At 37.6% G+C, this 23655-nt stretch carries 20 protein-coding genes; 19 read left to right on the top strand and 1 reads right to left on the bottom strand.

Translation table 11 applies throughout. The features are described from left to right. Nucleotides 1–76: 76 nt before the first annotated feature. The 4 genes from LQ50_RS06860 (at nucleotide 77) to hpf (ending at nucleotide 5110) form a co-directional block, all read left to right on the top strand. A complete protein-coding gene (locus tag LQ50_RS06860) occupies nucleotides 77–1099 on the top strand; it encodes a LacI family DNA-binding transcriptional regulator (protein ID WP_034627455.1) in 1023 nt (340 codons plus the stop codon). A 516-nt stretch (nucleotides 1100–1615) separates the two neighbouring features. Beyond that, nucleotides 1616–3076 (top strand): CoA-acylating methylmalonate-semialdehyde dehydrogenase, encoded by a 1461-nt coding sequence (locus LQ50_RS06855; RefSeq protein ID WP_034627452.1) that lies wholly within the window; start codon nucleotides 1616–1618, stop codon nucleotides 3074–3076. Between the two features lie 59 nt (nucleotides 3077–3135). Next, nucleotides 3136–4332 carry an MFS transporter gene (locus LQ50_RS06850; protein WP_034627451.1) on the top strand — a complete coding sequence of 399 codons (1197 nt, stop codon included), beginning with the start codon at nucleotides 3136–3138 and terminating at the stop codon, nucleotides 4330–4332. A gap of 220 nt (nucleotides 4333–4552) precedes the next feature. Continuing rightward, nucleotides 4553–5110 (top strand): ribosome hibernation-promoting factor, HPF/YfiA family, encoded by a 558-nt coding sequence (hpf, locus tag LQ50_RS06845; protein ID WP_034627448.1) that lies wholly within the window; start codon nucleotides 4553–4555, stop codon nucleotides 5108–5110. Between the two features lie 80 nt (nucleotides 5111–5190). Here hpf and LQ50_RS06840 read toward each other — a convergent pair whose 3' ends face one another. Next, nucleotides 5191–5391, bottom strand: coding sequence for an alpha/beta-type small acid-soluble spore protein (locus tag LQ50_RS06840; RefSeq protein WP_034627446.1), 201 nt, complete (start codon nucleotides 5389–5391; stop codon nucleotides 5191–5193). 254 nt (nucleotides 5392–5645) lie between these two features. Here LQ50_RS06840 and LQ50_RS06835 point away from each other — a divergent pair, with 254 nt between their 5' ends. The 15 genes from LQ50_RS06835 to LQ50_RS06765 all read left to right on the top strand — a co-directional run bounded on the left by LQ50_RS06835 (nucleotide 5646) and on the right by LQ50_RS06765 (nucleotide 23654). Beyond that, complete coding sequence (locus LQ50_RS06835; RefSeq protein ID WP_034627444.1) at nucleotides 5646–6035, top strand: hypothetical protein; 390 nt, start codon at nucleotides 5646–5648, stop codon at nucleotides 6033–6035. Nucleotides 6036–6489: 454 nt separating this feature from the next. After that, entirely contained in the window at nucleotides 6490–7785 is a 1296-nt protein-coding gene (locus LQ50_RS06830) for a sugar ABC transporter substrate-binding protein (protein WP_034627442.1), read from the top strand. A 115-nt stretch (nucleotides 7786–7900) separates the two neighbouring features. After that, nucleotides 7901–9226 (top strand): sugar ABC transporter permease, encoded by a 1326-nt coding sequence (locus LQ50_RS06825; RefSeq protein WP_034627508.1) that lies wholly within the window; start codon nucleotides 7901–7903, stop codon nucleotides 9224–9226. A gap of 6 nt (nucleotides 9227–9232) precedes the next feature. Further along, nucleotides 9233–10078 carry a sugar ABC transporter permease gene (locus tag LQ50_RS06820; protein ID WP_052144618.1) on the top strand — a complete coding sequence of 282 codons (846 nt, stop codon included), beginning with the start codon at nucleotides 9233–9235 and terminating at the stop codon, nucleotides 10076–10078. A gap of 271 nt (nucleotides 10079–10349) precedes the next feature. Further along, nucleotides 10350–11366 carry a LacI family DNA-binding transcriptional regulator gene (locus LQ50_RS06815; protein WP_034627440.1) on the top strand — a complete coding sequence of 339 codons (1017 nt, stop codon included), beginning with the start codon at nucleotides 10350–10352 and terminating at the stop codon, nucleotides 11364–11366. Nucleotides 11367–11599: 233 nt separating this feature from the next. After that, nucleotides 11600–13273, top strand: coding sequence for a glycoside hydrolase family 13 protein (locus tag LQ50_RS06810; protein WP_034627438.1), 1674 nt, complete (start codon nucleotides 11600–11602; stop codon nucleotides 13271–13273). Nucleotides 13274–13344: 71 nt separating this feature from the next. Then, nucleotides 13345–14988, top strand: a complete 1644-nt coding sequence (locus tag LQ50_RS06805) for a PTS transporter subunit IIBC (RefSeq protein ID WP_034627436.1) — start codon at nucleotides 13345–13347, stop codon at nucleotides 14986–14988. A gap of 3 nt (nucleotides 14989–14991) precedes the next feature. After that, entirely contained in the window at nucleotides 14992–15783 is a 792-nt protein-coding gene (locus LQ50_RS06800; protein ID WP_034627434.1) for an endonuclease/exonuclease/phosphatase family protein, read from the top strand. A gap of 59 nt (nucleotides 15784–15842) precedes the next feature. Further along, entirely contained in the window at nucleotides 15843–17324 is a 1482-nt protein-coding gene (locus LQ50_RS06795) for a glycoside hydrolase family 32 protein (RefSeq protein ID WP_034627503.1), read from the top strand. A gap of 202 nt (nucleotides 17325–17526) precedes the next feature. Continuing rightward, nucleotides 17527–18513 carry a LacI family DNA-binding transcriptional regulator gene (locus LQ50_RS06790; RefSeq protein WP_034627432.1) on the top strand — a complete coding sequence of 329 codons (987 nt, stop codon included), beginning with the start codon at nucleotides 17527–17529 and terminating at the stop codon, nucleotides 18511–18513. Nucleotides 18514–18751: 238 nt separating this feature from the next. Then, nucleotides 18752–19465, top strand: coding sequence for a ThuA domain-containing protein (locus LQ50_RS06785; protein ID WP_034627431.1), 714 nt, complete (start codon nucleotides 18752–18754; stop codon nucleotides 19463–19465). Nucleotides 19466–19493: 28 nt separating this feature from the next. Next, a complete protein-coding gene (locus LQ50_RS06780; RefSeq protein ID WP_034627429.1) occupies nucleotides 19494–20522 on the top strand; it encodes a Gfo/Idh/MocA family protein in 1029 nt (342 codons plus the stop codon). Between the two features lie 12 nt (nucleotides 20523–20534). Further along, nucleotides 20535–21593 carry a Gfo/Idh/MocA family protein gene (locus tag LQ50_RS06775; RefSeq protein ID WP_034627427.1) on the top strand — a complete coding sequence of 353 codons (1059 nt, stop codon included), beginning with the start codon at nucleotides 20535–20537 and terminating at the stop codon, nucleotides 21591–21593. Continuing rightward, nucleotides 21590–22558 (top strand): sugar phosphate isomerase/epimerase family protein, encoded by a 969-nt coding sequence (locus LQ50_RS06770; protein ID WP_034627425.1) that lies wholly within the window; start codon nucleotides 21590–21592, stop codon nucleotides 22556–22558. The genes LQ50_RS06775 and LQ50_RS06770 overlap by 4 nt, the downstream gene beginning before the upstream one ends. A gap of 127 nt (nucleotides 22559–22685) precedes the next feature. Then, entirely contained in the window at nucleotides 22686–23654 is a 969-nt protein-coding gene (locus LQ50_RS06765) for an ROK family glucokinase (protein WP_034627423.1), read from the top strand. Nucleotide 23655 lies beyond the last annotated feature (1 nt).

Raw genomic sequence — 23655 nt, 5'->3', positions numbered from 1 at the left:
ATTGTCTTCTTTTTTAAAAGATTTTGTAATCGTTTACAAAGGCCATTTAGAATATGGGAGGTGAGACTATAATAACATGAAGATGAGTGATGTAGCCAAACTAGCAAATGTTTCTCCTGCTACAGTTTCAAGAGTGCTCTGTCACCCGGAGCTTGTAAGTAAAGAAACGAAGCAAAAAGTTATGGATGTTATCAACGAGGTCAATTATAAACCTCATGCAGTTGCAAGGCAATTTAGGACAAAGGCTACAAAAATCATTCTTGTTGTTGTTCCGGATATTACAAGTGCTTTCTTCTCTGAAGTTCTAAGAGGGATAGAGCATGTAGCTGTTAGTAGTGGATATCAAGTAATTTTGGGGGACACTGAAAATAACATAGAAAGAGAAGCAGAATATATTAACCTATTGTATCAAAAGCAAGCTGATGGGATGATTCTTTTAACAGCTCGTTTAGATAAGTACAAACTAGAGGCACTTTCTGAGCAGTACCCATTAGTGTTAGCTTGTGAATACATCGATGGATTGAATGTTCCGACAGTATCAATTGATAATATTAGTAGTGCAAGAAAGGCTACGGAACACTTAATTCAATTAGGTCATACTAGGATAGCTCATATTACAGGTCCAATAAATATTGTCCTAAGCCGAGATCGATTAAGGGGTTACAAGCAAGCGATGATTAGTCATGATTTAGAGATTGATTCAGCGTATATTCAGGAAGGGGATCAAACCTTTGAGTCTGGGTATAATCAAATGCTGAAATTATTAGCATTAGAATTACCACCAACTGCTATCTTTGTTTTCAACGATGATATGGCAATGGGGGTAACAAAAGCAGTAAAGGATTGTCATTTAAAAGTACCTGAGGATATCGCTGTTGTCGGTTTTGATTATATAAAAATGTCATCAATACATGAACCGAGCCTAACGACGGTTGCTCAACCAAAATATGAAATGGGAAAACAAGCGATGGAATTATTATTAAAACAAATAAGTGGTGAACCACTACACAAAAAGAAAATAGTAATGAAGGATGAATTAATCATCGGCGAGTCCTGTGGCTCGAAGATAAACGTTATAAAGTCATTAGAAAGAATTTAAAGAAAGAGTGAAATCGATTTCAAAAAAATACCCGAAAAAAAGCTGGTAATTACCATTAGAAGAAAGCATATTTATGTTAAAAAGATTAATTTTTTTATGTCACTTTTCAAACGGTTTTCCTGGTACATATAACTCAATCTAGTATATTAAAAGGTTTATTTGATGAAAAGTACTTTGGAAATAGCAGAAAAAAACAAGAAAAAGCATTTACAAAAAAAACTGAATACTATACAATAAATAGTGTAAGTAGAAGTTGGAAAACTGATTTTGATGTAATCGATTTCACTTAAGGGTTAATTGTTACTTCTAGAATGTGAACAGTCTCGTTTGTGAGACAGATACAGAACAGCAAATTCTACAAATAATAAATTATTAATAGAATTGCTGAAAAGGTTGATGCTTCCTATTATGAAAAGGATTTCATTGGTAGATAAAAAAAGTCTGAGTATAGGAAGTCTTGAAAGGGTAGTAAAGAAAAAGAAATTTTTGAAACAAATATTGAGAGGAGTAATCACTATGTCAAATGCAGTAACTGTACAAAATCTTAAGAACTATATTGGAGGTCAATGGGTAGAATCAACTTCCGGAAAAACAGATGCTGTTTTCAACCCTGCTACAGGTGAAATTATTGCGCATGTGCCGATCTCAAGTCGTGAAGATGTAGATCAAGCGGTAGAAAACGCAGCAGTGGCATTTAAAAAGTGGAGCAAAACAGCAGTACCACGCAGAGCTCGTATTCTATTTAAATACCAACAATTATTAGTAGAGAATTGGGATGAGTTAGCTCGTCTCGTAACATTAGAAAATGGTAAAAGTTACAGTGAAGCATATGGAGAAGTTCAACGTGGAATTGAGTGCGTCGAGTTTGCAGCAGGGGCTCCTTCTCTAATGATGGGTAAGCAATTACCAGATATCGCAACAGGGATTGAATCAGGAATGTACCGTTATCCAATTGGGGTAATTGGTGGGATTACACCATTTAACTTCCCGATGATGGTACCGTGCTGGATGTTCCCTCTTGCAATTGCATGTGGTAATACGTTTGTATTAAAGCCATCTGAGCGTACACCATTGCTAGCTAACCGTCTAGCTGAATTGTTTACAGAAGCTGGTCTTCCAGAAGGGGTATTAAATATTGTTCATGGTGCACATGATGTTGTTAACGGATTACTTGAGCATCCAACAGTTAAAGGTATTTCATTTGTCGGTTCTCAGCCAGTAGCAGAATACGTATACACAACAGCATCAGCTCACGGCAAGCGTGTTCAAGCGTTAGCTGGAGCAAAAAACCACTCAATCGTTATGCCAGATGCTGATTTAGATGGTGCAGTTAACCAAATCATGAATGCAGCATATGGATCAGCAGGTGAAAGATGTATGGCTGCTGCTGTTGTCGTAACGGTTGGCGATGTAGCTGAACCGTTTATGGAAAAATTAGTAGAAGCAGTTGATCAGATTACTATTGGTAATGGAATGGAAGAGGGAGTATTCCTAGGTCCAGTTATCCGTGATTCTCATAAAGAAAAAACAGAGCAATACATTGAACTTGGTGAAAAAGAAGGGGCTACGTTAGTTCGTGATGGGCGTCAGGATGCAGCAAGCTCAGGTGCAGGATACTTCGTTGGACCTACCATCTTTGACCATGTAAATACAGAGATGACAATTTGGAAAGAAGAAATTTTCGCACCTGTTCTATCAATAGTGCGTGTGAACTCACTAGAAGAAGCGATTGATTTAACCAATCAATCAGAATTTGCAAATGGTGCTTGCATTTATACAGATAGTGGAAGTGCAGTACGTCAATTCCGTGAAGATATTGATGCAGGAATGCTTGGCGTAAACTTAGGTGTACCAGCTCCAATGGCGTTCTTCCCATTCTCTGGTTACAAGAAATCGTTCTACGGTGATTTACATGCGAATGGTACAGATGGCGTTGAATTCTACACTCGTAAGAAAATGCTAACGTCTCGTTGGTAAATTAGTTAAGGTACTAAGCATGGACGCTTAGTACCTTTCCTTTGATATGGAGTGGTCATTTGAAATCTCATATTTCAAACAAAGAAAAGTATATCTTTTTAATTGTTTCATTTTCGATTTGGTTTCCGCATTTTATTTATCTTCCTATTTTGTCTCCGTATATAGAATCAATGGGTGGCACGTATATCTTTATAGGGATTGTCTTGAGTAGCTATGGTTTGATGCAATTTATTTTGCGATTACCAATAGGAATAAGTTCAGATTTACTAAAGCTTCGTAAACCATTTATTATTCTAGGAATATTATTAAGTGCTACTAGTTGTTTTATATTTGCTTTAACCGATAGTTTAGGTTGGATTCTTTTTGCACGCTCGTTAGCAGGAGTATCAGTAGCAACTTGGGTTGTATTTGCCGTGTTATATTCAAGTTATTTTACTGATAAAGAAGTTCATCGAGCGATGAGTAGTATTTCCTTTGTTGTTGTCTTAGCTCAGCTTTTAGGGATGATTTTTAGTGGTTATATCGTGAATGCATGGGGGTGGCATGCACCTTTCTGGATAGGTGGGTTCGTTGGGGTTTTTGGAGCTGTATTTGCATTTTTTATTTTTGAACCGAAAGAATCTGACTCGAGAGTGCCACTAAAGTTGAAAGATCTATTAACCGTTATGAAAGAACCTCATCTATTAAAAGTCTCATTGCTATCTATAATAGCGCATAGTATCATATTTACAACGATGTTTGGTTTCATTCCTACATATGTAACGAGTATTGGGTTAGAGGAAAAAGATATTAGTTTGATTGTTTTTGCCTTTATGATCCCGCACGCTATTGCTACATTGTTTATGGGGAACGTTGTTGTTCTGCGGCTAGGAAAATGGAAATCTTTGAAGTGTGCATTCTTGCTAACGGCGATATGTACTTTGTTAACCCCTTTCGTTGAATCAAAAATCATGCTAGGTGTTCTTCAAGGAGTTAATGGCTTTGCGCTTGGCTTGTTGTTCCCATTATTGCTGGGGATGTCGATAGAATTCATAACTCATGAGAAAAGAGCAACTGCTATGGGTGTTTATCAGGCATTATACGCCATTGGGATGTTCTTAGGTCCTTTGATAGCAGGAATCTTAAATGCTAGTTTTGGTATTGCTGCAGGTTTTTTCTTTGCAGGAATATTGGGTTTAACAGCGAGTGGTTTAATCGTGATGTGGGGAACGAAAAAATCCTATAAACAAATGGGAAAATACCCAATGAGGCTCTAGCGCAGTGGAACAACTATGTAATTTACACCAAATCTATTAAATAAGGTATACCGGTCACAGCTTAATGTGTCCGGTTTTATTTGTTTATGACATAGATTTGTCTGTTTGATCTATGCTGCTAGTGATGTACATCACAGATGAAATTTCAGACAATTAGTATGATAAAAGCATAGAAACACATAACTTTCATTTTAAAAGGAATTTTAGGAGGAGATCACCTATGAGGTTCAATATTCGTGGAGAAAATGTAGAAGTAACAAATGCTCTAAGAGAGTTCATAATAAAAAAAGTGGATAAATTAGAAAAGTACTTTGATCAACAAATCTTATCTGATGTTCAAGTAAAGTTAAAGGTATATGAAAAGGATACGAAGGTAGAGGTTACAATTCCCATGAAATCGCTAGTTCTGCGCGCCGAAGAACAGCATGAAAATATGTATGCAGCGATTGATTTAATTGTTGATAAATTAGAACGACAAGTTCGTAAATATAAAACAAAAGTAAATCGCAAGCCTCGTCAAGTGAAAGCGGTGAGTAAAGGTGACGCAAATGCAGTCCAATTACTTGAGCAAGAAGTTGATACTCTAGAGCTAGAAGATGCGTTTCAAGTTGTAAGAACAAAGCGATTCAACATAAAACCAATGGATACAGAAGAAGCAATTCTGCAAATGAATATGTTAGGACATCAGTTCTTTGTTTATACAGAAGCGGGGACGTTAGAAACTCATATAGTGTATCAGAGAAATGATAAAAAGTACGCTGTTATTGAAATTGAGTAGTTCTTTGAATGCCTAAGAGTCAAAGCACCTTGAACAAAATTCAAGGTGCTTTTAAGTGGAGGCAAGGAGGTTTTTATATATTAGAAATTAGAGCCTTGCATTTGCTGTTCTGCCATTTGAACTAGTCGTTTCGTAATTTCTCCTCCAACGGAACCGTTTGAGCGAGCTGTAGAATCAGCCCCAAGTTGAACGCCAAATTCTTGAGCGATTTCAAGTTTCATTTGATCAAGTGCACCCTCTACACCTGGAACTAAAAGGTTGTTGCTGTTGTTTTGTGCCATATCTAATCACCTCTTTATTAGTTTCAAGCATAGTATCTGTGTTATCTAATAAATTATACATAAGTTGAACAATAATTATATTTTAATAAAATGAATGGTCGGTCATATATGATTTCTCGCCTATTTGACTAAACTTTTACATTGATAGAACACCTAATGCACATCTTAGTAAGAAAACATGATAAGATAGAATTAGATACAAAAATGGATAAGCAAAGTCATAATGTTGTTTGAAAGATGAAGGAGGGTGTAAATTGTCATTACTACGAACGATTACTGGAATTTGGAAAAGTCACGAAGAAACGAGTGAAAAACCTAAGTTAGAGGGACTAAATACTCGTTACTATAAAAAAAGTCGTGAAGCAATGATTGACTATGTACATAAAATTGTAAATAATAATAAACTGCCAAACTGGAAGGTCTCAAGTGTAGATGAAGAGCGTGGAGAAATCGTCTTAGAAAAAAAGGGAGTATCTTCAAGTGTGATGGTCATTACTGTATTTAAAATTACTCCAATTAAATCGGCAGTAGATATTTATAGTTCAAAACAAGGATCTTTTGGAGATTTAGGAAGTAGTTATAAAAATATATTAGAATTTTTTAAAGCGCTTCACACAGAAGTGCAACCTGAGGATCAGCGTTAAAAACAACAGAGCCTATGGTCATGGTAAATGATCGTAGGCTCTGTTGTTTTTAAGTGCGGATGTTTTTAGTTAGTTGGTGATGTTCCGGTAATATTTAAAATACCGTTTGCACAATTAACGGTCGAAAAACCGATAAATCACAAATGTGTGAAAAGAGAAATTTTTAATAAAAAAGTATTGTCATTTGAAGAAAGACGTTTTATAATGAATTCAACCAAGTGGAACCGTTTTCAATGTGTTTTGATCGCAGTTCTTTTTTTTATTGTTTTATTGAGCAAACGGTTGCACTATAGTGCAAAAATTGCGCGAGTTTTCTCGATCCTTCAGTCATGATGTGATTGCAATGAGTACCAAATAATTGTAATTTTTACTTTTGATTTTACTAGGGGGTGTAATGGAGTCGTTTTAATAGTAGCAATTAGTAAGTCAATTATTTAAAAGGGGGACAAATCAAATGTTCAAGAAAACAAAGTATGTAACTGCAGTATTAGCATTAACTTTAGGACTTACGGCTTGTGGGGCACCTGCTGAGGAAGCTCCAGAAGAATCAGGTGTTGATGAAGGAATTGGTGCTGGTGAGGAAGCTGTAGATTTTGAAGTTGTACCTGAAGAAGGAGCGGAGTTGTTATTATGGACTGATGGCGACGAGCAGCTAGAGTGGGCAGAGCTAATGGCTGAGAAGTTTGAAGCTGAATACGGAGTTCCAGTTCAAGTAGAAGAAGTTGGTCAAGAGGATGCACCGGAGCGTTTAGCAACAGATGGTCCACAGGGGTTAGCTGGTGATGTATTCGCTTCGACTCACGATCGTATTGGTCGTGCCATTTCTGCAGGGTTAGTACTGGAAAACTTCTGGCCAGAAGAGTATGAAGAGGAGTTTATGGAAGCGGCAATTGATGCTACATCATTTGATGGAGAGTTATTTGGTTATCCGACAGGTATTGAAACATATGCTCTTTACTACAATACGGACTTAGTTGATGAGGCACCTGAGACTATGGATGAATTAATAGAAGTTGCAAGTGAATTGAATGAAGGCAGTCAATTTGGGTTTATGTATACACCTGAAACTCTTTACTTTAACTATGCTTTTATTGGAGGCTACGGTGGATATGTCTTTGGTGAAGATAACACAAATGTGAACGATATTGGTTTGAACAATGAAGGAGCCGTACAAGGAGTAGAACTATTAGTCAATATCCGTGACGAGCTACTTCCTAATATGGAAATGGAAGATATAACTGATGATGTGAGAACTGCTCTATTTGAAGGTGGAGATTTAGCGTTTGATATGAATGGTCCTTGGGCTGTACGTGGTTATGAACAAGCGGGAGTTAATTTTAATGTAGCACCACTGCCACTGCTTGATAATGGTGAAGCACCAACTAGCTTTTCAGGTACTCGAGCTTTCTATGTTAACGCATATACAGATTACCCAGATGCAGCTGCATTACTAGCTAAGTTTATTACAAGTGAGGAAAGTTTATTGGAGCATTATGAAATTGTTGGGCATTTGCCTCCTCGCTTAGCATTGGTGGAACATGAAGACATTCAAAGTAACTCAATTTCAGTTGGTTTCTTAGAACAAGCAACACACGCTGTTCCAATGCCGAACATCCCTGAGATGCCTCTTGTTTGGGATCCGATGGAAGCGGCTTTTACAGAAGTGTGGAATCGTGATGTTGATATTCAAGAAGCATTAGATCGAGCAGTAAGAACAATTGAACAAGCAATCGAAGAGCAACAACAATAAACATCATTGAATGGATCAGTGAGTGTGGTATATAGGAATCCCCCTAAACCACCTCACTGAAGATCCATTATTTAGAAAATATTAGTTAACAATTGAAGGGGGAATTATTGTGTCTATGAATGCACAAACTCAAGCGTCGCATAAAGGTAAAAGTTACAGCAAAACCGCAGCTTTGCTGTCTGTTCTCTTTATGGGACTTGGTCAAATGTATAACAAGCAGTACTGGAAAGGGATCGCTTGGGCTATATTTGAACTTATTGTCATTATTTTTTATATAAGACCTATCATGAGTGGGTTACATGGTTTAATTACGTTAGGTGAAACACCTCAGGTTAGACAACGAGGACGGATTGTTGATCCGGGTGATCATTCAATCTTACTAATGGCTGAAGGTCTCATGATGTTAATTTTACTTCTAGCTATACTGGGACTATATTATTTAAGTGTTCGTGATGCCTATCTTGTTGGAAAGCTTCGTGAGTTTGGACAGAAAGTGCCGAACTTTAGAGAAACGATTCGCAATGTATGGGAAAACGGGTATGCATACATTTTAATTACACCAACTGCAATTTGTATGTTGTTATTAACCGTTTTTCCACTTGTCTTTACTGCCTTAATTGCGTTTACTAATTTCTCGTCGCCCAACTATTTGCCTCCAAGGGCTTTAGTTGATTGGGTCGGAATTGAGCAATTTATTCGCTTATTTACAATGGAATCTTGGAGAGGTACGTTCCTTGGAGTTTTCTCATGGACTATTATCTGGGCAGTACTATCGACTTTACTCGTTGTGTTTGCCGGATTATTTGTAGCTGTTGTTTTATCACAAAAGGTCGTGAAATATACGAAGTTTTGGAGAAATATCTATATTATACCATGGGCAGTTCCTGGATTTGTCAGTATTTTAATCTTTAGAAATATGTACAATGGGCAGTTTGGAGTTATTAATCAAATGTTACAGTCTGTTGGCTTGAATCCAATTCCTTGGTTATCCGATCCGATGTGGGCTAAAGTAGCGGTATTGCTAACAAACCTCTGGTTAGGATTCCCTTTTTGGATGGCTTTGTTTACAGCAGTACTTACAACTATTAGTAAAGAGTTATATGAAGCTGCAGAAGTCGATGGAGCGACTATTGTTCAACAATTTCGCAATATAACATTCCCAATTGTTATGGTTGCTGCTGTTCCGTTAATGGTCTTTACGTTTGCGTTTAACTTTAATCAGTTAACATTTATCTACTTAATGACAGAAGGTGGACCAACGAACGCAAATTATAACTATGCAGGCCATACCGATATCTTATTATCATGGATCTTCAAAATGACACTAGATAACGGTCAATATGCGATAGCTTCTGCAGTTGCCTTAGTTGTCTTCTTGATCATTGCTGGGTTTGCGTATTTCAACTTACGAAATACAAAATCCATGAAAGGGGATGTGTGATAAATTATGCTAAGTACTAAAGCGAAACGAACAATAAACTACATTATTGTCTACAGTATTTTGATTTTGTTAGCGATCATTTGCTTATTTCCTGTCTATTTCATTTTCATTGGTTCTGTGAATCCGGGTTCATCTTTGCACTCTTCGCAAATTTTTCCGAGTCCTGCTGATTGGAACTGGGGGCATTACCGAGCTTTATTTGAAGAACATAATTACGTAACTTGGTATAAAAACACAATGTTTATTGCTGTATCCAATATGCTTATTTCAACATTGTTTGGTGTGTTTTCTGGCTATGCCTTTTCGAAGTTTAGGTTTAAAGGGAAGAAGCAAGGTTTGATGGCCATTATTATTTTGCAAATGTTCCCGACGATTATGGGGATGATTGCGATTTATACGTTACTTGGAGCTTTCAACCTTTTGGATACACACCTTGGATACATTTTAGTATTAGCAGCAGGAAGTGTGGCTTTTAATACATGGATTGTAAAAGGGTTCTTTGATGGGATTCCAAATAGTCTAATGGAAGCAGCTCGAATTGACGGAGCTACAAATTCAGAAACGTTCTTCAAGATCATGCTTCCATTAGCTATGCCAATTATTACATTTGTTGCATTTAATAGTTTTATTGCAGCAAGTATGGATTTTATCATGGCTGAAGTAATTCTTAGATCTAGTAGCAATTGGACTTTAGCTCAAGGCTTGTTTACATTAGTATCAGGGCAAGCGAATAACAACTTTACGGTGTTCGCAGCTGGAGCTGTGCTCATTTCAGTCCCACTTATGGTATTATTCTTTGTTTTCCAACGATATATCGTAGAAGGAATGACAGCTGGAGCAGAGAAAGGATAACGCTTTGCTAGGAAGGTGATTCTCATTGTTCGGGAAGTATAAAGTATTATCAATGATATTAATATTGCTAGCAGTAGGCATGTTTTTATACTCTGCATTGTTACTTTGGATTGTAACAACAACATAGAGTCACCATATACAATGGGGCATTATCTGTCTATATCTGGATAAGATAATGCCCTGTTCAATTATTTTTTGAAACCAATGGATTGTCTAAAGGGTATGTAAGGGCTAGAATAAAAGAAACAAAAGGAGTGGGAGGTGGATACCGATGGCGGTCACCATTAAGGATGTCGCTAAGCGGGCTAATGTAGCACCGTCGACGGTATCTCGAGTTATTGCAAATAGCTCGCGTATTAGTGAAAAAACGAAAGAACGTGTAAGAGAAGCAATGAAGGAATTAGGGTATCATCCCAACTTCAATGCTAGAAGTCTAGCTAATAAAAGTACGAATACATTAGGGATTGTTATGCCAAATTCAGCAAAAATTGCCTTTCAAAACCCGTTCTTCCCAGAAGTTATAAGGGGCATTAGTACAAAGGCACACCAAGAGGGGTATGGACTTTATTTATCAACTGGGCAGACAGAAGAAGAAATTCTTGAAGAAGTAAAGCAGATGGTGTATGGAGGCAGAGTAGATGGGATCGTTCTCCTATATTCTAGAGTGAATGATAAAGTAATGCCTTTTCTAATAGAACAGGGTTTTCCTTTTGTGCTAATTGGCAGGCCATACAATATGAATGAAGATGAAGTAACGTTTGTGAATAATGACAATTTTAAAGCGGCTAAAACCGTAACGGAGTATTTAATGTTATTAGGTCACGAAAGAATTGGATTTATCGGTGGTAATCTAGATTATGTTGTTACTATTGACCACATGAGAGGATATGAACAAGCGTTAACTAATGCTCATATTCGGATAAGAAAAGAATACATTGTCCACCATGAAGAAGTAAAAGAAGGTGGACAAGATGCCGTTATTGAACTCATGTCTATTGAAGAGCGTCCAACAGCCCTAATCGTTGCTGACGATATAATGACATTTGGCGTGCTTAGAATGCTTGCGGATATGAATGTGAACGTTCCAAAAGATATCTCAATTGTTAGTTTCAATAATGTCATGATCTCGGAACTATCTTCGCCAAAGATGACAACGGTCGATATTCATATTTATGAATTAGGATTTGAAGCGACAATGTGCTTAATTACTAAAATAAAAGAACCTGAGGTTGGAGAAAGAAAAATCATTGTCCCTCACAGGCTAATAAAAAGAGAATCTTGTAAATAAACGATTAATGCATATGATGGTTTTAAAAAAGAAGTCCGATTCAACGATAATGGGAAGTGTTTGTTAAATAAATTATTCGTAGGGTGCCTTAGAGGTTATAAAACTTTAAGAGCATCCTTTTTAATTTCAAAAGAAAGAGAAATTCAAAGAAAAAGAGAAAATGAAATTAGTGCAAACGGTTGCGCTTAGGTTCGTTCTATGATATTTTTATTGATAGATAAGGAGGAGCAAACATGAAAAAAACATGGTGGAAAGAAGCGGTAGCTTATCAGATTTACCCACGTAGCTTTATGGATTCAAATGGTGATGGGATTGGAGACATTCAAGGTGTCATTTCAAAATTAGATTATTTGAAAGCGCTTGGAATTGATGTGATTTGGATTTGTCCTATCTTTAGTTCTCCAAATGATGATAACGGTTACGATATTAGTGATTATAAAGGAATTATGGCTGATTTTGGAACAATGGAAGATTTTGATCAGCTCCTTAAAGAAGTGCATCAGAGAGAAATGAAATTAATTCTCGATCTTGTTATTAATCATACTTCTGATGAGCACCCTTGGTTTATTGAATCACGTTCTTCAAAAAACAATCCATACAGGGATTATTATATATGGCATAAAGGTAAGAAAGGGCAAGAGCAAGAGCCAAATAATTGGGAGTCAATTTTTGGAGGTTCGGCTTGGGAGTATGATGAGAGTACACAAGAATACTTCATGCATGTATTCTCTCGTAAACAACCTGATCTAAATTGGGAGAATCCAAACGTGAGAAGTGAGTTATATGACATGGTTAATTGGTGGTTGGATAAAGGAATTGATGGATTTCGTGTAGATGCGATCTCCCATATAAAAAAAGTCGCTGGTTTTCCTGATTTGCCGAATCCAAAGAAAAAGAAGTATGTCCCATCATTTGATGGACATATGAACCAAGAGGGGATTCATGTGTTCCTCGAGGAACTTAAGCGAGAAACGTTTGATAAATACGATATAATGACAGTCGGCGAAGCAAATGGAGTAAAAGTAAACCAGGCAAAACAGTGGGTTGGAGAAGAAGATGGCTGCTTTGATATGATATTTCAATTTGAGCATTTAGATCTGTGGGGCAAAAGCACAGATGGGCGCTTAGACTTACCTGCTTTAAAAAGGACTTTAACCAAGTGGCAAAAAGGCTTAGATGGATTGGGTTGGAATGCGCTATTTTTAGAAAATCATGATCAGCCAAGATCCGTTTCAACATGGGGAAATAGTGAGAAGTACCGTAATCAATCAGCAAAAGCATTAGCAACGATGTATTTTCTCATGCAAGGAACGCCCTTTATTTACCAAGGTCAAGAAATAGGGATGACAAATGTAAAATTTCCTTCTATTGATGATTATAATGATGTCGCTATTAAAAATTTATATCGAAATGAAAGAGAAGAAGGCAAGTCGCATGAGGAAATCATGGAGGTTATTTGGCAAAACGGTCGAGATAATTCGAGAACTCCAATGCAGTGGAACAATGGGGGAAATGCCGGGTTTACGACAGGAAAACCTTGGATAAAAATCAACCCGAATTACCAAGAGATAAACGTTGAACAATCAATTGAAGATCCTTCTTCGATTTATAACTATTATAGAAAGCTTATTCAACTTAGGAAAGATAACGATGTTCTTATTTATGGAAGTTATGATCTTGTCCTTATAGATCATGAACAAGTATATGCTTACACTAGAACGATGGACGATGAGCTGTTTCTCATTCTTACCAACTTATTCGATGAGGAAACAGAAGTGGAGTGGCCACCGAGTCTAGAAGGGAAAAGTAAGAAGTTAATGATTAATAATTATAAAGTTGATATGATTGAAGACAAGACTAATCTAGTATTAAAACCATATGAAGCAAGGGTATATAAAGTAAAATAGTATATTTCACCCTTCCATGCAAACGGTTGCTCAGGAAACGGAAGGGTGATATAAATAGGGGGGGAAGTAGTATGAAAATCACTTCGTTTGATTTTTGGCAAAAGTTTGGTAAAGCTTTGATCGTAGTAGTAGCTGTTATGCCAGCTGCTGGTATTATGATTTCACTAGGTAAGCTGATTGCCATGTTTGAAGTGGATTTGGCGTTTGTACAAACGAGTGCAGTTATTTTAGAAGAGCTAGGTTGGGCTATTATTGGGAATATGCATATTTTATTTGCTGTGGCAATTGGGGGATCTTGGGCGAAGGAACGTGCTGGAGGAGCTTTTGCTGCTTTAATAGCTTTTATCTTAATTAACCGTGTAACAGGTGCTTTTTTTGGAGTTAATAGTAGCATGCTCGGGGATCCTGACGCTACCGTAACATCCATTTTTGGAAGTGAATTAATTGTACAAGATTTCTTCACAGACGTTCTTGGTGCACCGGCTCTAAATATGGGGGTGTTTATTGGGATTATTTCTGGGTTCCTTGGTGCTGTTATCTTTAACAAATACTATAATTATGACAAATTACCACAAGCATTGTCATTCTTTAATGGAAAGCGCTTCGTTCCATTTGTTGTTATTTTATGGTCAGTTGTAACCGCATTAACTCTTTCATTTGTCTGGCCAGTAATACAAGGTAGTTTAAATGATTTTGGTCGGTGGGTCGCAACATCTAGAGAAACAGCTCCATTTCTAGCTCCATTTATTTACGGAGCAGTAGAAAGATTATTGCTTCCTTTTGGATTGCATCATATGTTAACGATACCAATGAACTTCACAAACCTTGGTGGTACATATACCATTTTAACAGGGACAAATGCAGGACAGGTTGTTGCTGGTCAAGAGCCGCTTTGGTTTGCATGGATTGCTGATCTGAATAATTTAAGAGCCGCTGGCGATCTTGCCGCTTATAACCAGTTATTAGCTGAGGTGACCCCTGCTCGTTTTAAAGTCGGACAAATGATTCTTTCTAGTGCGGCCTTAATGGGGATTGCGATAGCGATGTATCGTAATGTCGACCCAGATAAGCGAACAAAATACAAATCCATGTTCTTTTCTGCTGGTCTTGCAGTCTTCTTAACTGGAGTAACGGAACCGATTGAATTTATGTTTATGTTTATTGCTCCTGTTCTATATATCATATACGCGCTTATGACTGGGCTTGCTTTTGCAGTCGTTGATCTTGTTGATATTCGTCTTTCATCTATGGGGATGTTGGAGCTATTAACTAGAACTCCGATGGCAATTAGAGCAGGATTATGGTTAGATTTTGTTAACTTCAGTGTTGCTTGTGCTGTATTTTTTGGTTTGAATTTTGTCGTTGCTAACTTCATGATTAAGAAGTTTAAATTTGCTACTCCTGGTCGTTTAGGTAATTATATTGATGAAGGAAGCGATCAAAGTACTCACAAAGGCAATGCCAAACAACCAGATGAATCGTTAGCTAGCTCTATTATTGTACTACTAGGTGGAAGAGATAACATAGAGGAAGTCGATGCGTGTATGACAAGACTTCGTGTAACGATAAAAGATATTACTGCCGTTGCCTCTGAGGAAGAATGGAAGAAAAACGGTGCATTAGGTTTGATCGTAAAAGGTAAGGGTGTTCAAGCAATCTATGGTCCAAAAGCGGATATTATTAAATCTGATATTCAAGACCGAATAGGAGCGTAATACATGAAACTGCTAACTGTAAATTGCCATGCTTGGCAGGAGCACAATCAATTAGCCAAGATAAAAACTTTAGCAAAAGCGATTAAAGAGAATTCATATGATGTGATTGCTTTACAAGAAGTGAGTCAGTCAATGGGGGCAGAAATCATAGAAGGTGCTGTGAAAAAAGACAATTATGTTTTGGTGTTGCTTGATGAGTTAATGGCGCTCGGTGTTCGTGACTATCACTATGTGTGGGGTTTTGCGCATATTGGATTTGAAATATATGAAGAAGGTCTTGCCATCCTAACAAAACATAAAATTGAGAATGAACATTCTTTCTTTATTACTCAATCTGATCATACGGAAAATTGGAAAACAAGAAAGATTGTCGGTGTGACGATTTCTTACAACGAGGAACCCATTTCTTTTTATTCATGCCATCTTGGCTGGTGGAATGACGATGAAGAACCGTATAAGAATCAAGTTGATACACTTTATTCATTTGTTCAAAAGAATGAACGTTTCTTCTTAATGGGAGATTTCAATAATGATGCTAGTTCAAAAGGCGAAGGCTACGACTATTTACTTGGAAAAGGTCTATTTGATACGTATCAGCTAGCAGAGGATAAAGATAAAGGTATAACTGTAAAAGGAAAGATTGCTGGATGGGATCAAAACAAACGAGATTTACGAATTGATTATATTTTTACGAACACTCTAGTTGATGTGAAAAGATCAAATGTAATTTTTAATGGAGAAAATCGACCAGTCATTTCTGATCACTTTGGCGTAGAAGTTGAAGTGGAATTCTAAAAAATGCAGATTCAAACGGGTTTAAGAGGTGGAAAGAATACGAAATGTTGGAGGCAGACATGGATATGCATAACCAGCAAATTGAAAAAGCTAATCAAGAAGTGAATAAATTAAAAGAGCAAGTTAGTAATCACGAATGGAACCTCCAATACCATGTGATGCCGCAAGCAAATTGGATGAACGATCCGAATGGGTTTTCTTATTATAAAGGAGAGTATCATCTTTTTTATCAACATCATCCATATGATTCAAAGTGGGGCCCGATGCATTGGGGACATGTGAAAAGCAAGGACCTTGTTCGTTGGGAACATCTGCCTATTGCCTTGGCTCCAAGTGAGGATTATGACAAAGACGGCTGTTTCTCTGGTAGTGCAATAGAGAAGGATGGTAAGCTCTATCTAATGTACACAGGGAATGTCTGGATTGAAGGGAAACTGGATGAAGATTTAAAACAAGTACAGGCGATAGCCGTAAGTGAAGATGGGATTCATTTTGAAAAGATAAAAGAAAACCCTGTCATTTCAGAAGTGCCTGGAGGAGATATTAATATTTTTCATTTTCGAGATCCGAAAGTATGGAAACACGAGGGTTCTTACTATTGTGTTTTAGGGTCTAAGACGAAAAGCAATACAGGACAAGTATTGTTATACCGTTCTTCTAACTTAATTGATTGGGAATTTGTATCCGTCATGGCAAAGGGGAAGGGCAATTTCGGGTTTATGTGGGAATGTCCTGATCTGTTCGAGCTTGAAGGAAAAGAAGTTTTGGTTATGTCTCCACAAGGGGTGAAGCCTGAAGGAAACGATTATCACAACCTACATCAGGCTGGTTATGTAATTGGTGAGCTTAATTACCAAACTGGAATCTTCCAATATGGTCCGTATTACACATTGGATCATGGCTTTGATTTTTATGCTCCACAAACGATGGTTGATGATAAAGGACGGAGAATTCTTATTGCATGGATGGATATGTGGGAAAGTGATATGCCAACTCAAGAATTTGGCTATTCAGGTGCAATGACCATTCCGAGAATCGTATCGTTAAAGAATAGCAGACTGTATATGTTACCAGTTCCTGAACTAGCGGAACTTCGGGAAGAAGAAACGTACTATTCTGATGTTAAGATTAATGGCGAACAATCTTTCGAAGGCGTTTACGGTGACTGTTTAGAACTTAACATGGAAATCAATGTTAAAGAGGCAACAACCTTTGGTCTGAAACTTAGAAAAGATGCTGCGACGAAACAAGAGACTATCTTGTCATTTGATAAGCTCGATGGTCTTGTTACACTCGATCGAACGAAAGCTGGGGTTGGACCAGGTGGAGTTCGTAAGGCAGCGATTTCGCTTGACGAAATCATTACACTTCACATTTTTATTGATAAATCCTCAGTAGAAATATTTATTAATGAAGGAGAAAGAGTCATGAGTGCACGAATCTATCCAACAAAAGAGGCGCAAGGCATAACGTTTTTTTCTGATCGCTTAATCACCATCACAAGCTTATCAAAGTGGAATTTAAAAAAAGCTATTAAATAGTGATTAACCACCTCTCTATAAATGGGGAGAAGGATACTGAAAAAGGAAAAAATCGTCCTTTTTTCAGTATCCTCATAAATGGGGAGGGGAATATAAATTTATGTTGTTTTTTCCAGTGGGCTATTTTAAAATAAAAGTAGTTCGTGAAAGCGCTATCGTACGGAAGATCTCATACTCCTCTAAAATAGAAAGGAGGGTTACGGTGGCAACGATTGAAGATGTAGCTAAGTTAGCTGGATTATCAAGATCTACGGTTTCTAGAGTGATAAATAATCATCCGTATGTAACAGAAAGAAAAAAACAGCTTGTTTATCAAGCGATGAAGGAATTAGATTATTATCCTAATTCATCTGCACAACGCCTTAGAAAGCAAAGAACAGACACAATTGCTGTCCTTGTTCCAAGCCTTACAAATCCATTCTTTCCTTTCCTTATTGAAGGGCTAGAAATAGTAGCAGTGGAGAACGGGCTGCAATTACTTATTTGTCAAACACACCAAAACAAAACCAAGGAGTATAATTACTTGCAATTGTTACAAACAAAGCAAGTAGACGGATTGATCTTCACTTCATTAGAAAATGATTGGGCTTCCATTGCACCATTTAAAGAGTCAGGTCCGATTATTATGTGTAATGAATATCGTTCAGAGGCAACGATTCCCGTCGTAAGACTCGATCAAGTAAAGGGCAGTTACTTAGGTGCCAAACACTTAATTGAAAACGGACATAAGAAGATTGCCTATTGTGGAAGCAACAAAGGCGAGCTTGGTATGGATCGCCAAAAGGGATTTTTAGCTGCACTGAGTGAGAGTAACATTGAAATGAATAGTCAGTGGATTTTCAGAGATAACCCAAGTATAGAAAGTGGAAAAAAAATATTAAGAGCTATTCTGTCTCTTGAAGACAAACCAACGGCCATTTTTGCAGGAAGTGATGAAGTAGGCGCAGGAATGATTAAAGAGGCCAAAATACATGGATTGAACATCCCAGAGGATCTAGCAGTTATTGGTTTTGATGACCTGCCAGTTGCTCAATTAATGGAACCTGCCCTTACAACAGTGAAGCAGCCAATTAATGAGATGGGACAAAAAACTATGGAGATGATGGTATCCATGTTAACGAATCAAGATAAAAGTATTAAAAATGTAGTAGAGCTTCCAATCGAACTAATTAAGAGAGAGTCTGTCTAGTATGGGATCGATCTCATAACTATCTCAATCTTGTTAGTGGTTGGTAGACAAATAAATAGACGATATGGGATCGTTCTCATATTTTGCTATTCCCAACTATGTTGGCTTATATGAGAACGATCTCAGGTAGGAGGTGCTATCCTTTATTATTCTTTTTTAGTACTTGAGGAATTATGGCTAATCTTGATCGTCAAACTGTAAAAACGAAAATTATGGTCATTAAAGAGGAGGAAATAAGATGGTGAACGTAACAGTATGGAACGAAAATCGTCATGAACAAAAAAATCCGGTCGTGCGCGACATTTATCCTGAAGGTATTCATGGAACGATAGCCAATTTTATAAAGGAAGATCAAGTGCAAGTAAAAACAGCAACTTTAGACGATCCGGAACATGGTTTAACAGAGGAGGTACTTAACTCAACAGACGTGTTAATCTGGTGGGGACATTTGGCTCATGATGAAGTTGAGGATGTTATTGTTGAAAAAGTGAAACAAAGAGTGCTTGAGGGTATGGGGCTAATCGTTCTTCATTCAGGACATTTCTCCAAAATCTTTAAAACATTAATGGGAACAACATGTGACTTAAAATGGCGTGAAGCAAATGATAAAGAACGTTTATGGATTATAGACCCAAGTCACCCTATTGTAGAGGGCATCGGTGAGTTCATTGAACTAGAAGAAGAAGAAATGTATGGTGAGCATTTCGATATTCCAGCTCCAGAGCAATTAATTATGATGAGTTGGTTTAGTGGTGGAGAAGTATTTAGAAGCGGCTGTACGTATCAAAGAGGGAAAGGGAAGATCTTCTACTTCCGTCCTGGACATGAGACGTATCCAACGTACCATAACGAAGAAATACAAAAAGTGATCAAGAATGCTGTTAGCTGGGCAAAGCCAACAGAACGAAAGATGCCAGTTTACGGAAATGCGAAACCATTAGAGCAAATCTAATAAACTAATACATTTAGGGGGAGTCTACATGAGTAAATTAAAGGTTGGAGTTATCGGTTGTGGAAGTATTGCAAAGCACCGTCATTTACCAGAGTATGCAAATAATTCTGAGGTAGAAATTGTTGCTGTTTGTGACATCGTTGAAGAGAGAGTCCATGAATTTGCAAAAGTCTATAGTGCTAAGGCTTATACAAGTTACGATGAGTTACTCTTAAGTCCTGATGTTGACGCAGTTAGTGTTTGTACACCAAATTATTTACATGCACCTATTTCTATTGCAGCTCTAAAAGCAGGAAAACATGTTCTTTGCGAAAAGCCAATGGCGACTTCAAGTGAAGACGCGGAAAAAATGATTGAAGCTGCAAAAGAAAATAATAAGAAATTAATGATTGCTCATAACCAACGTTTTGTTCCTTCTCATCAAAAGGCAAGACAATTAATTGAAGCAGGTGAAGTAGGGAAGATTTATAGCTTCCGCACGGCATTTGGTCATGGTGGTCCTGAAGGCTGGAGTGCAGATGGAAGTGAGAGCTGGTTCTTTAGAAAAGAAGAAGCATTTATTGGTGCCATGGGTGACCTGGGTGTTCATAAAACCGATTTATTGCGTTTTGTTCTTGGAGAAGAATTTGTAGAAGTAGGTGCTTTTATTGAAACAAGTGCAAAGCAAAACACAGATGTCGATGATACAGCTGTGTGTGTATTAAAGACGAAAAGTGGGATTATCGGAACTCTTGCTGCTAGCTGGTCTTATGTAGCGAGCGAAGATAACTCGACAATAATCTACGGAGAAAAAGCGATTCTGCGTTTAGAAGATGACCCTGTTAACTCTCTAGTCGTTCAATATAAAACAGGTGAAGTCGTAAAGTATGAGCTTGGTGGTATTCAAACGAATGAAGCAGGTGGACAAAACAATACACAAGTTATTGATCAGTTTGTAAGTGCGATCTTACAAAATAAAGACGTTCCTGTATCAGGAGAAGAAGGGATGAAATCGCTTCAAGTGGTGTTAGCTGCTTTAGAATCAAATGAAACTAAACGAATTACTAGCTTGTCATAGAGGGAGTTTGTTATGCAAAAAATTAGAATGGGAATCATTGGAGCAGGAGGGATTGCTCAGGATCGTCATATCCCTTCCTATCAACTTATTTCAGACAAAGTATTAATAGAAGCTGTTTGTGATGTCAATCTTGATACAGCAAAAACAGCTGCAAAAAAGTTTGGTATTCCTAAAGTCTATTCTGACTACCGTGACCTTTTTAGCGAAGTTGATGCGGTTACCATTTGTACACCAAATAAATTTCACGCGGAAATTACCATTGCAGCCCTTGAAGCTGGTGTTCATGTCCTTTGTGAAAAACCAATGGCTATGAGTACGGATGAATGCATGGCGATGATTGAATCGGCAAATGAGTCAGGAAAAGTTCTTTCTATTGGTTATCACTATCGTTTTATGAAAGAATCACAGGCTGCAAAAAGGGTCATCTTAGAGCAGGAAATTGGTGAACCGATTGTAGCAAGAGCACAAGCGCTAAGAAGACGTAAGGTGCCAGGCTGGGGGGTATTTACGAATAAAGAACTCCAGGGTGGCGGGAGTTTAATAGATTGGGGGTGTCACTTTTTAGATTTGTCGCTTTGGCTTCTTGGCAATCCGAAACCAGTTCAGGTGATGGGGAAAGCCTATAATCATCTTAGTAAAATGCCAGATCAAGTGAATCAATGGGGAAGCTTTAATCATGAAACGTTTGATGTAGATGATCATGTCACAGCCTATATTACATTTGAAAACGGTGCATCGATGTTATTTGAAACATCGTGGGCTGCAAATATTAAAGATGATGTCGAGAATGTTAGTATTTCAGGCTTACAAGGAGGTATTGACTTATTTCCATTTGAACTTAATCAGGCAAAGCACGGCATGCTCCTAAATAGTCAACCAAACTGGATTCCAGGTGAAGATAACCCTGGGCTAGTTCAAGTAAGGAATTTCGTTGATGCTTGCTTAGGCAACGACGAATTAATTGTTAAACCAGAGGAAGCCTTGCAAGTATCTCAAATAATAGACGCAATATACAGAAGCAGTGAAACGGGGCAAAGTATAAAAATAAAAAATAGGGAGGACTTTGTATGAAAGTAGGCGTATTTACTGTATTGTTTTCTCAAAAGAAGTTTGAGGAAATGCTTGATTATGTTAAGGATGCTGGAGTAAAAGCTGTAGAAATTGGCACGGGGGGCTATCCTGGAAACGCTCATTGTGATATAGATAACCTTCTAGAAAGTGAAGAGTTACGTAAAGATTATATGGAGAAGGTAACGTCACGCGGTCTAGAGATTAGTGCGTTCAGTTGCCACGGGAATCCAATTTCACCAGATGAGGCTTTTGCAAAAGAATCACATGAAGCATTAGTTAAAACAATCAAGCTAGCTAGTCTAATGGGAGTACCGGTTGTGAATTGTTTCTCTGGTACAGCTGGAGATCATGAAGGTGCAAAATATCCAAATTGGCCTGTTACTCCGTGGCCAAATGAATATGGTGATATCTTAAAGTGGCAATGGGAAGAAAAGCTCATTCCTTATTGGAAGGAGTGGGGTCAGTTTGCGAAGGATCATAATGTAAAAATTGGTTTAGAACTTCACGGCGGCTTTTTGGTTCATACTCCATACACTTTATTAAAACTACGAGAGGAAACATGTGATGCGATTGGAGCAAATCTCGATCCAAGTCATTTGTGGTGGCAAGGAATTGATCCTGTTGCAGCCATTAAAATTTTAGGAAAAGAAAATGCCATTCATCATTTTCATGCAAAGGACACATACATTGATCAAGATAACGTCAATATGTATGGATTAATTGATATGCAGCCATATGGTGAAGTCAAAACGAGAGCATGGACGTTTAGATCTGTTGGTTGTGGTCATAGTGTTCAAGAGTGGTCAGATATGATTAGTGCCCTTAGAACGTATGGGTATGATTTTGTTGTAAGTATTGAGCATGAAGATCCAATTATGTCGATTGAAGAAGGGTTTGCTAGAGCCGTTAAAAACCTTAATTCAGTCGTAATTGAAGAAAAGCCATCTGATATGTGGTGGGTGTAACCATAACCTAAGGAAAAGGATACCGTAACGGTGTCCTTTTGTAATTATTTTTTTCTGGAATATCAAAAAACGACCGTTATGTGATAGGATTATTTACATAACAAATCTTAAGATAGGGATGGAATATATGGAAAACAAATGGCTAGTTGGTGTAGATATTGGCGGTACAACAATTAAGATGGCGTTTTTAAGCGAGGATGGCGAAATCATATTTAAATGGGAAATTGATACGGATACAAGTCAAAATGGAAAACAAATTCCTAGTGATATAGCAAGGTCCATCGATCAAAAATTAGATGAATTAAATCAATCAAAGAGTAATTTGATAGGGATTGGAATCGGTGCACCTGGCCCGGTGAACTTTGCGACTGGAGCAATTGAAGTAGCTGTTAATTTAGGTTGGAAGAACTTTCCGCTCAAAGAATTTTTAGAGAAAGAAAGTGGATTGCCAGTTGTTGTTGACAATGACGCCAACCTTGCAGCTTTAGGGGAAATGTGGACAGGTGCTGGTGAAGGTGCCAATGATTTGATTTTTGTTACATTAGGAACAGGCGTTGGAGGAGGCGTCATTTCTAATGGAAGAATTGTCCATGGTAAAAATGGAGCTGGAGGAGAAGTTGGACATATAACATCGATTATTGAAGGTGGGGCGCGTTGTAACTGTGGCAAAAATGGATGCTTAGAGACAATTGCTTCAGCGACTGGTATTGTCCGCTTAGCGATAGAAGAACTAGAAAGAGTAGATGCAACTAGTCAACTTAGAGCTTATTACGAGAAACATAAGACGGTAACAGCTAAACTAGTTTTAGATGCTGCTAAAGAAGATGATGAAATTGCAAAACAAGTGATCGGAAAAGTTACATTATATTTAGGACTTGCTTTAGCTAATCTAGCCAACGGCCTTAATCCAGAGAAGATTGTTATTGGTGGAGGTGTATCAAGAGCTGGAGATACACTATTAACCCCGATTGCAGAACAATTTGCGCGTTTTGCCTTTCCAAAAGTATTAGAGGCTGCTGAGTTAACAATTGCGACACTTGGAAATGATGCTGGTGTAATTGGAGGAGCCTGGTTAGCGAAAACAAAATTATCTTAAA

The organism is Halalkalibacter okhensis (assembly GCF_000787375.1).
Taxonomy (GTDB): domain Bacteria; phylum Bacillota; class Bacilli; order Bacillales; family Bacillaceae_D; genus Halalkalibacter; species Halalkalibacter okhensis.
This window is presented reverse-complemented; position numbering and strand designations above follow the sequence as displayed.